We start from the raw sequence: 12,089 nt of genomic DNA, 5'->3' as shown, positions 1-12,089 counted from the left end.
GGGAGGCCCGTGGCGGGGCCGGCACGGGCCTCCCGTCCGTCAGGCGGGGACGTCGGCCGCGATGCGCACGCGCGCGACGCGGTGACCGTCCATGGCGGTCACCTCGAGCCGGTGGCCACCCACGAGGACGACGTCGCCGACCGCGGGCACGCGGTCCAGGTGCACCTGGACGAGCCCGCCGACGGTCTCGTAGTCGCCGTCCGGCAGCACCGGGCCGCCGTCGGCGGCGAGGTCCTCGAGGACGGTCGCACCGTCGACACCGTCGCGCTCGGCGGTGGACCCGTCGTGCTCGACGGCGTCCCACTCGTCGCGGATGCGGCCGACGAGGTCCTCGAGCAGGGCCTCGAGGGTGACCATGCCGGCGCTGCCGCCGTACTCGTCGACGACGAGGGCGATCTGGTGCCCGTCGGTGCGCATGTCCGCGATGGCGCCGGACAGCGACTTCGTCTCGGGCAGGGCGAGCACCGGACGGACGAGCGTCGACACCGGGGCGTCGGGGTCGACCGGGCGCAGCAGGTCGCGGAGGTGCACGAAGCCGTCGACCTCGTCGCGTCCGCCCGAGGTCACGAGGTACCGGGTGTGCCCCGCCGCGATCGCCCGGTCCGTGGCCTCGGCGACGGACAGCCCCGCGTCGATGGTCGACACGTCGTACCAGGGGCGCATCGACTCGCGCAGGATCCGGTCGCCGGCGTCGAGCGCGCTGCGGGCGATCCGGCGGCCCTGCGCGTCGATGGCGTCGTGGTCGTCGACGAGGCCGCGGAGCTCCTCGGTGCTCATCGACTCGCTGCGGGCGTGCGGGTCGCCGCCGAGCAGGCGCACGACGGCGTCGGTCGACGTCGAGAGCATCCAGATGACCGGCCGCATGAGCACAGCGAAGCGTTCGAGCGTCGGGGCGACGGCCATCGCGAAGCCCTCGGCGCGCTGCAGGGCGAGGCGCTTCGGCACGAGTTCGCCGAACACCAGCGACAGGTACGCGATGACGAGGGTCATGAGCACCAGGGCCACCGCCTCGGCCGCTCCCCGGTCGAGTCCGGTGCCGAGCAGCAGCGGGGCGACGTCCGGCGCGATCGACGAGGCGCCGTAGGCGGCGGAGAAGAACCCGGCCACCGTCACGCCGATCTGCACGGCGGACAGGAACCGGTTCGGGTCACGGCCGAGGGCGGCGACCCGGGCGCCGCGGGACCCCCGGCGTTCGAGCTGCTGCAGTTGCGACTCGCGCAGCGAGACGAGGGCGATCTCGGCCGCGGCGAAGACCCCGCCGACGAGCACGAAGAGGATGACGAGCCCGAAGGCGATCCAGGTGTCGGCGCCCATCAGCGGGCAGTCCGGGCGGATCGGGATCGGGCGGGCGGTCTGTGACAGTCGTCCATGCTGTGATCCTGCACAGGTGGACTGGGACGGCACCGCGTCGGTGCTCGGCGAACGCTGTGGATCCGGTGTGGCCGTGCTGCGGGCCGGTGTCGCCGAGCGGCCTCCGGGAGGGCGTCAGATGGTGAGCGAACGACCGATGCGGGCCTCGAGCCACGCTTCGGGGTCGATCGGGGTGATGCCGTCCATGAGGACCTCGAGGTGCAGGTGTGCACCGGTCGAGACGCCGGACGAGCCGACCAGCCCGATGAACTCGCCTGCCTCGACCTGGTCGCCGACCTGCAGCGGCGACGATCCCGGGATCATGTGCCCGTAGAGCGTCGAGACCTGGCGGCCGTCGATCACGTGGTCGATGACGACGGCGTTGCCGTACGAGAAGTACGTGCCCGAGACCCGGACGGTGCCGGCGGCGACCGCGCCGATCGGCGTGCCCATGCCCGGCGTGAAGTCGAGGCCCTGGTGCAGCGACGAGCACGCGCCGCACGGGGCCGCGCGGTACCCGAAGCCGGAGCTCATCTGCACCGGACCGGGGAACGGCGACCGGACGGCGCCGCCGTACGACACTGCGTCGTCGGACGAGCCCGGGCCGCTCGCCGTGCGGGTCGAGCCGCCGCCGACGGTGAACCCGTCGCGGGACAACCCGGACGCGGTGACGGCCTGCGTCACGGCGTAGTCCTGCGTGCGGACCATCGGCGCGATGGTCGAGGTCGCCATCGAGGTGCCGGCGCTGGCGTGCGCGGGCATCGCGGACGCGGCGAACAGGGCGATGGCCGCGGCGGCGCTCGTGAGCGTGATGCGGCCGGCCCGACCCGACCGCGAGCGACGCGGGGCGGGTGCGGGGGCTGGCGCGGTGACGGAGGGACGGCGGACGACGCGCGTGATGCGGCGGTCAACGTGCTCGGTCGTCGAGCGGGCGGTCGTCGCACGACGCCCGGTCGGCACGGCGGCCGGCTGCGCGGCGACCGGCTGCGGCGCGGCGACCGGCGGCTGCGTGGCGCGCTGTCCGGAGCGCTTCTCCGGGCGGGGCGTGCGGGCTGCTCGACGCTCGGGCTTCCGCGCCGCGGCGCGCTCCGCCTCGAGTGCAGCACGACGGGACAGGTGCACCACCGGGGTCGCCGGGTGCTGGTCGGGTTCGTGTGCAGTCGTCATGGCCGCCCACCATTCTGCACGACTCTGTCGCTTTGTACAGAGACTTTCGTGATCTTCTCGTTACCGAACCGAATCGCACCGCTGACCCGCCGTCCTGGGAAGGGCCTGGCCGTCGGGCGGTCGGCGGCCCCTCGCGCGGGACGATCGGTAGCGTCGGGACGGAGCGTCGGAAGGACCCCCACCATGGCCCGATCGCCGCACGAGCGGCCCGCACCGGTCGACCTGGCGTCGGCCGACGTCGTGCTCGCCGGTACCCAGGAACTCCTGCCCGTCCTGCGCGCCGCCGCGGTGCGCGCGGGCATCGACGCCGCACGGATGCGGGTGGTCGGCGTCGACGACCCGCCGGACCCCGACGAGACCTGGGACGCGACGCTCGCCGTGATCGCCATCCGACGGCCGGGCGACGACCCGGCGTTCCACCGCGCGCAGGCGGCGGCCGAGTCGATCGACCCGCTCCTCGCTCCCGGCGCGGTGCGCGTCGTGGTGACGGTGTCCGGGCTCACCCGGCTCGCGCCGAAGCTCGAGCGCACCCTGACGTCCGAGGTGCTGCACCAGATCGGCGTCGCGTCGGCGTGGTCCGGGTTCGGTCGACCGTTCCGCGGGCTACGGATGCGGCTCGGTCTCGCGGGCCTGCGCGCGTCCGGGGTGCGGGTCTTCCGGATCTCGATCGGCACCTGACCCGGCGTCCCGCCGGCGGACTCCGCTCCGGTCCGTCGGTCGTCAGTGCTCCGGTCCGCCGCGCAGCTCCAGGGCGATCTGCTCGGCGTCCAGGTTCTGCAGCATCGACTCGAGCACCTCGGCGTCGAACGTGCCGTCGTCACGGGCGTCGAGCACCGCGGCGCGCTGCGCCTCGAGCACCGCGAGGCGCCGGGCCTTCTCGCGGCCCATCCACGCACGGAGCTCGACGGGATCGGCCGCGCGCAGCTCCTGCTCGGTCGCCGGGGGCCGTTCGCGCTCGGCGGGCACCTGCGTCGCCGCGTCCCGCATGAGCTCGAGCAGCCGGTGGCGTTCCTCGGCGTCCTTCGCGTCGGTGTCCGTCGCCGGCGCGGCGATCCGGCGGAGCAGCGGACCGATCGTGCCGCCCTGCACCACGAGCGACAGCAGGGCGACCGCGAAGGCCACCAAGACCAGCAGGGATCGCTGCGGGGTGCCCTCCGGCAGCGTCTGCGCCGCGGCGACGGTCACCGCGCCGCGCATGCCCGCCCACACCACGGCCGTGCCCTCCCGCCACCCGAGCGGCGCCTGCGTGTAGTACGCGATGTCGGCCAGGGTCCGGCGGATCCGGGTCGAGAACCGGTCGAGCTCGCGTTCCGACGGTACGCGACCGCCCGGGCGGTGCTCGCGGATCACCTCGCTCATCGCGTCGCGGTCGCCGGCGTGCATCTCGGCGAAGCGGTCCCGCATCCGCTCACCGCGGGCGGCGCCCTTCGACAGGGCGAACAGGAGCGGGGCGACGTACGCGGCCCGGACGAGCACGGTGAGCACGAGGGCGCCGACCGCGACGAGCAGCGCCGGACCGATGCCGGTGTGCTCCCGTTGCACGTCCCCCAGGATCCGCGCGAGCTCGAGCCCCATCGTGAGGAACACCGCGCCCTCGAGCACGAGCTCGACGGTCCGCCAGTTCTGCGCGTCCGACAGTCGGTGGCCCGGCGGGAGCCGGCGCGGTCCGACGATCCCGGTGAACAGGCCGGCGACGACGGCGGCGACGAGCCCGGAGCCGCCGAAGTGCTCGGTCGGCACGGCCGCGACGAACGGCACCGCGAAGGACAACGCCGTGTTCACCGCGGCGCTCGGCACCCGGGCGCGGACGGACACGTTCAGCCAGCCCACGAACCAGCCGATGACGACGGCGACGGCGACGGCCTTCGCGAAGTCGCCGAGCGCGCCCCAGAACGAGAACGTGGTTCCCGCGGCGACGATCGCCGTGCGCAGGAGCACGAGCGCCGTGGCGTCGTTGAGCAGCGACTCCCCGTCGAGGATCGAGATCGCCCGCCGTGAGATCGAGGTCTGCTTGACGATCGAGGTCGCGACGGCGTCGGTCGGGCTGACGATCGCGCCGAGGGCGATGCCCCACCAGAACCCGAGGTCCGGCACCACCCAGGCGAAGAAGAGCCCGAGCACGAGGCTGCTCGCGACCACGAGCACCACCGACAGACCGCTGATCGCGCCGAACTCGCGGCGGAAGTTCATCGACGGCATGGACACGGCCGACGAGTACAGCAGCGGTGGGAGCAACCCGGCCAGGATCCACTCCGGCTCGATCGTCGCGTCCGGCACCCACGGCAGCAGGCTCGCGACGATCCCGACGGCGACGAGCACGAGCGGGGCGGCCACGCCGATCCGGGGCCCGAGCACGGCGGCGCCCGCGATGGCGATGAGGGCGATGACGCCCACGGCGAGGAGTTCGGTCACCGTTCCAGGGTGGCACCCCACCGGCCGTCGGGGGCGGTGGGAACGTGTCGGGGCGGCGCAGAGCACCCCCATGTATCTTGATGTCGAGACATCCTGCGCCACGAGTACCGTGGACGTACCGACGGTCGAACAAGGGAGTACCCGCCAGCATGGCCAAGATCATCTACACCCTCACGGACGAGGCGCCGTTCCTCGCCACCCACTCCTTCCTCCCGGTCATCAAGGCCTTCGCCGGCACCGCCGGGGTCGAGGTCGAGACGCGCGACATCTCGCTCGCCGGCCGGATCATCGCCCAGTTCCCCGAGCGGCTCACCGACGAGCAGCGCGTGGACGACGCCCTCGCCGAGCTCGGCGAGCTCGCGAGGACCCCCGAGGCGAACATCATCAAGCTGCCGAACATCTCGGCGTCCATCCCGCAGCTCAAGGCGGCGATCAAGGAGCTGCAGTCCCAGGGCTACGACCTGCCGGACTACCCGGACGAACCCGGCACCGACGCCGAGCGCGACGTCCGCACCCGCTACGACAGCGTGAAGGGCAGCGCCGTCAACCCGGTCCTGCGCGAGGGCAACTCCGACCGCCGGGCGCCGCTGTCCGTGAAGAACTACGCCCGCAAGCACCCGCACCGCATGGGTGCGTGGTCGCACGACTCGAAGACGAACGTCGCCACGATGGGCGCCGACGACTTCCGCTCGAACGAGAAGACCTGGGTCGCCCCCGCCGACGACGCCCTGACGATCACCTTCGTCGCCGAGGACGGCTCCGAGCAGGTGCTCAAGCAGTCGATCCCGGTGCTCGCGGGTGAGGTCGTCGACGGCACCGTGCTGCACGTCGGCGCGCTCGAGCAGTTCCTCCGCCGCCAGATCCAGCGCGCGCAGGACGAGGGCATCCTGTTCTCGGTGCACCTCAAGGCCACGATGATGAAGGTCTCCGACCCGATCATCTTCGGCCACGTGATCCGCGCCTTCTTCCCCGACGTGTTCGACCGCCACGGCGCCGACCTCGCGGCCGCCGGGCTCACCCCGAACGACGGCCTCGGCTCGATCCTGGCCGGCCTCGACGCGCTGCCGAACGGCGCCGAGATCGCGAAGGCCTTCTCCGACGGCATCGCCGCGGGCCCCGAGCTCGCCATGGTCGACTCGGACAAGGGCATCACGAACCTGCACGTCCCGAGCGACGTCATCGTGGACGCCTCGATGCCCGCGATGATCCGCACCTCGGGTCACATGTGGGGTCCGGACGGCGACGAGCACGACACCCTCGCCGTCATCCCCGACTCGAGCTACGCCGGCATCTACCAGGCGGTCCTCGACGACTGCCGCGCGAACGGCGCCTTCGACCCGGCGACGATGGGCTCCGTGCCGAACGTCGGCCTCATGGCGCAGAAGGCCGAGGAGTACGGCTCGCACGACAAGACCTTCGAGGTGCCCGGCGACGGCACCGTGCGCGTGACGAACCAGGCGGGCGACGTCGTCATCGAGCACCGGGTCGAGCAGGGCGACATCTGGCGCGCCTGCCAGACCAAGGACGTCGCGATCCGCGACTGGGTGAAGCTCGCGGTCACCCGTGCCCGCGCCACGGGGGTCCCCGCGGTGTTCTGGCTCGACCGCTCCCGCTCGCACGACGCCGCGCTCATCGAGCTCGTGCACCGGTACCTCGGCGAGCACGACACCGAGGGCCTGCAGATCGAGGTGCTCTCCCCCGAGGACGCCATGCGCTTCTCGCTCGAGCGCATCCGCCGCGGCGAGGACACCATCTCGGTCACCGGCAACGTCCTGCGCGACTACCTGACCGACCTGTTCCCGATCATGGAGCTCGGCACCTCGGCGAAGATGCTCTCCGTGGTCCCGCTGCTCGGCGGCGGAGGCCTGTTCGAGACCGGTGCCGGCGGGTCGGCCCCGAAGCACGTGCAGCAGCTCGTGCAGCAGGACTACCTGCGCTGGGACAGCCTCGGCGAGTTCCTCGCACTCGCGGTGAGCCTCGAGCACCTCGCCGGTGTGACCGGCAACGAGCGGGCGAAGATCCTCGGCGAGACCCTCGACCGAGCCACCGGGACCTTCCTCGAGCAGGACAAGTCCCCGGGTCGCAAGCTCGGCTCGATCGACAACCGCGGCAGCCACTTCTACCTGGCGAAGTACTGGGCCGAGGAGCTCGCGGCGCAGACCCAGGACACCGACCTGGCGGCGTCCTTCGCTGCGATCGCGGCGGAGCTCGGCGAGCAGGAGCACACCATCGTCGAGGAGCTCGTGTCGGTGCAGGGCCACCCGGCCGACATCGGTGGTTACTACCGTCCTGACGACGCCAAGACGAGCGCGGTCATGCGCCCGTCCGCCACGTTGAACGCGACCCTCGCGGCCCTGTAGCCGCGCCGACGACGGACGGGAGGCCCGGTGCCAGCTGGCACCGGGCCTCCTTTCTGTCCGTGGTCGCGACCACCACATCGAGTGAGCAGAAGACGTCGGGTCCCGTCCGCGGACCCGTCGTCTTCTGCTCACTCGGCGGCGCTGCGCCGCCGCGCGCGTCAGCCGCGCGGGACCGGCGGCCCGACGGCGAGCAGCACCGCGAAGACCAGGGCGACCGCGACGACGCCGACGCCGGCGGCGAGCCACGGGTGCCGCACCACGACGAACAGCAGGCGGTCCCAGGCCCCCGACCGCGCGTCGGGCGAGCGGCGCCAGGGCCCCTCGAGCATGCCGCGCCGGGCGACCGCGACCTCGAACGGGACGGTCGCGTACGGCACGACGGCGCTCGCCCAGCCGAGCACGAGGGTGCCGACCGACCAGCGCTGGTTCACCGCGACCACCGTCGTCACGACGAGGTAGGCCAGGAAGACGAACCCGTGCACGCTCCCGCCGATGCGGACGGGCAGGTCACCGAGTCCGAGCGCGTACTTCATGAGCATGCCCACGAGCAGCATGGTCCAGGTCACGAGTTCCGCGACGGCGAGGGCGCGGAACAGGGATCGAGGCGTCATGCCCGTCATCGTTCCGCACCCCGCCTGGGGAACCGGCGTCAGCGCCGGACGGTGACCGTCTGCCCGAGCCGGTTCACACCGGTGCGGGCGTCCCACGTGCCGACGTTCGCGGTGCGGATGGCGAACGCCGGGTCGTCGGCGATCGTCCGTTCGGGTGCCGGCAGGGCCAGCGCGACGTGCCAGGTGCCCCGCGGGACCCCGCGCAGCGACGCGGAGACGGTCACGGACCGCCCGGGCTGCCAGTCGCGGGCGTCGGCGCGGGTCGGCACGGTCACGGCGCGGCGGCCGTCCGTCAGGACGAGGTCGACCGGACGGGTGTTGTACGGCGCCGCCCAGCCGTCGTTCCGCAGGGTGACGGACACCGCGGCGGAGCGCCCGGACGTGACGGTGCTCGAGGTCATCGTGAACCGGTAGCCGAGCTTCTTCGCGGCGTCCCGCACGCCCTCGGCGCCCCAGGTGGCGAGGACGTCCCGGTTGTAGTCGAGGTTGAGGTAGCTGTAGTGGTACCGGGCCATCTCGGCCGAGGCCGACGGGTACTCCGAGCGCGGGGCGTTCACGGCGCAGGTCTCCCCGCCGACGGGGACGTACCGCGACTCGGCGGCCAGGTAGTCCTGGTCGAGCGACAGCGGGTCGCTCAGGAACGTGCCGAAGTCGTCGGGGGACGCCAGGAAGCAGTCGTTGTGGTGCCCGATCCGTGCCGCTGCCGACCCGTCGTGCGCCTGCGCGGGGGTGAGCGCCCCGGCGGTGCCGGACGGCGTGCGCAGGGCGTCCTGCTTCATCTGCATCGTGCGGACCTGGATCGAACGCGAGGACGGCAGCGCCCGGAGTTCGGCGCGGACCACCTGGCGACGCGCGGTCTTGTCCGCCTCGGTCAGGACGCCCGGGTTCGCCGGGTCGCTGGCGAAGTGGTCGGTGTAGTAGCCCTCGCCCCAGAGACCGATGAAGCCCTGCTGCAGGGTCGGGATGACGTCGGTGTTCCGGCGGAGCGTCGGGGTGAGCTGCTCGATGTGGGCGAGCACGGTCGGCAGGTCGGCGTCGCCGTACGGCGCCGTGTACGGGTAGTCGCCGCCCTGCACGTAGGCGAAGCGGGTGATGACCCCGATGCCGGCGTCGCGGGCGGTGTCGTAGTCGTGCTGCACGAGCCGGAGCCAGGCGCGGCTGAGGTGCCACTGGTCGACGAAGGCCTCCATGTAGAAGACGCGGACGATCTGCGTCACGCCCTCGTCGCGGTACCCGGCCAGGGTGGTCGCGTCGAGCGGCGTGTACCCGGTGCCGTCGGCGCGGTAGTGGGTCTCGGTGGTGTGGTCGAACCCGCGGGAGGGGTTCGCGATGACCGCGTCGCTCGCCGTGTACCGCACGGTCGAGGTGGACGGGTGACCACCGGGCGAGGCCGCCGCGGTGGTCGGGACGGCGAGAGCGATCACGGTCGCGGCGGCGACGGTGAGGATCGTGCGGTGCAGCATCGAGCGGACCCCTGTCCTCGGCGCGGGCGGTCGTCCGGCGCCCCTGGCACCGCCGCTCTGCGCGTTCGTGATCACAAGGTAGGCGAAACGATCAGGAAACGCCAGGGTCGATCACCGGACCGTGGACGACGGTGTCCAGTAGCGTGGCGGGCATGTCGACGCCGACCGAGCCCCGTGACCTGCACATCGTCGTCTGGAACGAGAACGTGCACGAGACCCGCGGTGACGCGACGGTCGTCGAGCACTACCCGCACGGCATCCACACCGTCGTCGCCGACGGCCTGCGCGAGCACCTGCCGGACGCCGACGTCTCGACCGCGACCCTGCAGGAACCCGACCACGGCATCACCGCCGAGCGCCTCGCCGCCACCGACGTGCTGTTCTGGTGGGGGCACGCCGCCCACGACGAGGTGAGCGACGCCGTGGTCGACCTGGTCGTCGACGCCGTGCACGCGGGCATGGGCCTCGTCGTGCTGCACTCCGGCCACTACTCCAAGCCGTTCAAGCGCCTGATGGGCACGACCTGCTCGCTGAAGTGGCGCAACGACGGCGAGCGCGAGCTCGTCTGGACGATCGCGCCCGAGCACCCGATCGCCGCGGGCGTCCCGCACCCGATCGTCATCGACCGCCAGGAGATGTACGGCGAGTACTTCGACGTCCCCCGTCCCGACGAGGAGGTCTTCCTGTCGACCTTCGCCGGCGGCGAGGTCTTCCGTTCGGGCGTCGCGTACCGACGCGGCCTCGGCCGGGTGTTCTACTTCTCGCCCGGCGACCAGGAGTACCCGGTGTACCACCACCCGGACATCCGTCGGGTGCTGTCGAACGCCGCACGGTGGGCCGCCCCCGTGTCCGGGCGACGCGAACTCACCGCCGACCCCCACCCGCGGGACTGGTTCCTGACGGACGGTGCGGGTAGACAGGGGGCATGACCGACCTGGAGTCCGCAGCGCGCCGAGCCGCCGTCGTCGAGGCGCTCGGCGTCCTCGGCAGCGGCCCGGAGGAACGCTTCGACCGGATCACGCGGATGACGCAGGAGGCCTTCGGCGTGCCGCTGAGCTTCCTCAACCTGGTGCACGACGGACTCGTCACCGCGCAGTCCACCCAGGGCTGGAACCAGGGGCAGAGCGTCCCGGCCGAGTGGGTGTTCTGCGCGACGACGGTGCTCACGCCCGAACCGCTCGTCGTGCCGGACACCGTCCTCGACGAGCGGTTCCGCCACATGCCCGCCGTCACGGACGAGGGCATCCGCTTCTACGCGGGCGCGCCCCTGTCCATGCTCGACGGCACCCGGGTCGGCACCCTCTGCATCATGGACGCGGCCCCGCGGACGTTCTCCGACGAGGACCTCGCCCTGCTCGGCGACCTCGCCCGGTGGGCGGAACGCGAGCTCGGCCAGGCGATCGACCGCGGCCGGGTGCGCCGGGTGCTCGACGGGCTCGTGCCGGAGCCGGTCGTCGTGCCCGGCCACGACCTGGCCACGCTGGTGGCGCAGCGCGAGGACGGCGGCGGCGACGTCGCCGACTGGCGCCTCGTCGCCGAGGACGTCCTGCACGTCACGGTCGGCCGCGTGTCCGCTCCGGGGCGCGCCGCCGGGCTGCTCGCGGCCGCGGTGCGCGGCGCCGTGGTCGCCCGCACGGACACCGCCCTGCCCGACGCGGTCGCCGGACTGGAGGCGCAGGTCACCTCCGACCTGTCGACCGGCGGCGCCGTCGGCTCGCTCTTCCACCTGCGGCTCGACACGACGTCGGGTCACGCCGACTTCGCCGACGCCGGGCACGGACTCGCGGTGCTCGTCCGGGCCGACGGCAGCAGCCGGGCGCTGCACTCGCTCGACCTGCCGATGGGCCTGCAGCCCGACGCCGTCCCGCGCTCGTCCGGGGCGCTCGACCTCGGTCCCGGCGACCGGCTCGCGATCTGCACGCCGGGCGTCCTCGCACTCGACGGCATCGGCCACCTGGACGCCCTCGCCGACCTCGTCCGGTCCGCGCCGGACGGTGCCGCGGTCGTCGACCACGTCCGGACCCTGCTGCCCGCCGGTGAACCGGCGCACGACGTCACGCTCGTGGTCCTCACCCGGCGCTGATGCCGATGCCGGCGCCGGCGCCGATGCCGTCGGGGCGGTACTGCTCCCGTCGCGGTGCGGTCAGCGGCGCGGCGGGAGCTCCCGCCCGCGCGGGGCACCCGTCAGCGAGACCACGAGCAGCGTCGCGAGCGCGGCCAGCCCGGACAACCAGACGCCGAGCCCGGCGAGCTGCCAGTAGGCGCTGCCGACGCGCTGCGGCTGGGTGATCGCCTCGGGCCACCACGGGTCGACGAGCGGGAACGACCCCGGGAACGGGTCGAGCCCGAACACGACGAGACCGCCGAGCAGCATCACGACACCGACCGCGGCCGTCGCGCCGCGGCCCCGCCGGAGCAGGGCGACGACGAGTGCGGCCGCCATCCCGGCGATCCCGACGACGGCGAGCAGGAACGCGAGCACGACGACCGTCTGCGGGGCGAGCGCGACCCAGTCGAGCACCGCGATCGGCAGCAGCAGCCACCGCCCGGTCCGGGCCCAGCGTGCGGGGTTCCGCCATCCGTCCATGCGGGAACCGTAGGGCACCAGGCCGAACGCGTCCCGAGCGCCCAGCGACGCGGGTCCCCCCAGGGTCACACCCGCGTCACCGCTCCCTCGAGGATACGCAGGGACCGCGGCCCCGCACCGGCCCCAGTTCGCGGGAGAC

Annotated in this window: 10 protein-coding genes; 4 read left to right on the top strand and 6 right to left on the bottom strand. The window is 73.2% G+C overall.

What is annotated here, in order from left to right:
• Nucleotides 1-39: 39 nt before the first annotated feature.
• Together BIU97_RS09725 and BIU97_RS09720 are read right to left on the bottom strand one after the other, a co-directional pair.
• Complete coding sequence (locus BIU97_RS09725) at nucleotides 40-1,314, bottom strand: hemolysin family protein (protein ID WP_071297530.1); 1,275 nt, start codon at nucleotides 1,312-1,314, stop codon at nucleotides 40-42.
• Nucleotides 1,315-1,485: 171 nt separating this feature from the next.
• Entirely contained in the window at nucleotides 1,486-2,517 is a 1,032-nt protein-coding gene (locus BIU97_RS09720; RefSeq protein ID WP_071297529.1) for a M23 family metallopeptidase, read from the bottom strand.
• A 183-nt stretch (nucleotides 2,518-2,700) separates the two neighbouring features.
• On the opposite strand from BIU97_RS09720, the gene BIU97_RS09715 reads away from it, so the two are divergent.
• Nucleotides 2,701-3,195, top strand: a complete 495-nt coding sequence (locus BIU97_RS09715; protein WP_071297528.1) for a hypothetical protein — start codon at nucleotides 2,701-2,703, stop codon at nucleotides 3,193-3,195.
• A gap of 42 nt (nucleotides 3,196-3,237) precedes the next feature.
• On the opposite strand, the gene BIU97_RS09710 is transcribed toward BIU97_RS09715, so the two are convergent.
• Nucleotides 3,238-4,929 (bottom strand): cation:proton antiporter, encoded by a 1,692-nt coding sequence (locus BIU97_RS09710; RefSeq protein WP_071297527.1) that lies wholly within the window; start codon nucleotides 4,927-4,929, stop codon nucleotides 3,238-3,240.
• A gap of 149 nt (nucleotides 4,930-5,078) precedes the next feature.
• Between BIU97_RS09710 and BIU97_RS09705 the strand changes: the two genes are divergently transcribed.
• Nucleotides 5,079-7,289 carry an NADP-dependent isocitrate dehydrogenase gene (locus tag BIU97_RS09705; protein WP_071297526.1) on the top strand — a complete coding sequence of 737 codons (2,211 nt, stop codon included), beginning with the start codon at nucleotides 5,079-5,081 and terminating at the stop codon, nucleotides 7,287-7,289.
• A 158-nt stretch (nucleotides 7,290-7,447) separates the two neighbouring features.
• Here the strand turns inward: BIU97_RS09705 and BIU97_RS09700 are convergent, their stop codons facing one another.
• Nucleotides 7,448-7,900, bottom strand: a complete 453-nt coding sequence (locus tag BIU97_RS09700) for a DUF3817 domain-containing protein (protein ID WP_071259128.1) — start codon at nucleotides 7,898-7,900, stop codon at nucleotides 7,448-7,450.
• 38 nt (nucleotides 7,901-7,938) lie between these two features.
• Nucleotides 7,939-9,363: a DUF4832 domain-containing protein gene (locus BIU97_RS09695; RefSeq protein WP_071297525.1), complete on the bottom strand. Its 1,425-nt coding sequence runs from the start codon at nucleotides 9,361-9,363 to the stop codon at nucleotides 7,939-7,941.
• 152 nt (nucleotides 9,364-9,515) lie between these two features.
• Here BIU97_RS09695 and BIU97_RS09690 point away from each other — a divergent pair, with 152 nt between their 5' ends.
• Together BIU97_RS09690 and BIU97_RS09685 are read left to right on the top strand one after the other, a co-directional pair.
• Nucleotides 9,516-10,292, top strand: coding sequence for a ThuA domain-containing protein (locus BIU97_RS09690; RefSeq protein WP_175472431.1), 777 nt, complete (start codon nucleotides 9,516-9,518; stop codon nucleotides 10,290-10,292).
• A complete protein-coding gene (locus BIU97_RS09685) occupies nucleotides 10,289-11,446 on the top strand; it encodes a GAF domain-containing protein (protein WP_071297524.1) in 1,158 nt (385 codons plus the stop codon). Before BIU97_RS09690 ends, BIU97_RS09685 begins: the two co-directional genes overlap by 4 nt.
• A 60-nt stretch (nucleotides 11,447-11,506) precedes the next feature.
• On the opposite strand, the gene BIU97_RS09680 is transcribed toward BIU97_RS09685, so the two are convergent.
• Nucleotides 11,507-11,950, bottom strand: coding sequence for a hypothetical protein (locus BIU97_RS09680; protein ID WP_071297523.1), 444 nt, complete (start codon nucleotides 11,948-11,950; stop codon nucleotides 11,507-11,509).
• Nucleotides 11,951-12,089 lie beyond the last annotated feature (139 nt).

This window comes from Curtobacterium sp. MCBA15_009 (genome assembly GCF_001864895.1).
In the GTDB taxonomy this organism is placed as follows: domain Bacteria; phylum Actinomycetota; class Actinomycetes; order Actinomycetales; family Microbacteriaceae; genus Curtobacterium.
Note: the sequence above shows the minus strand (reverse complement) of the source record. Positions and strands in the feature narration are given on the sequence as shown.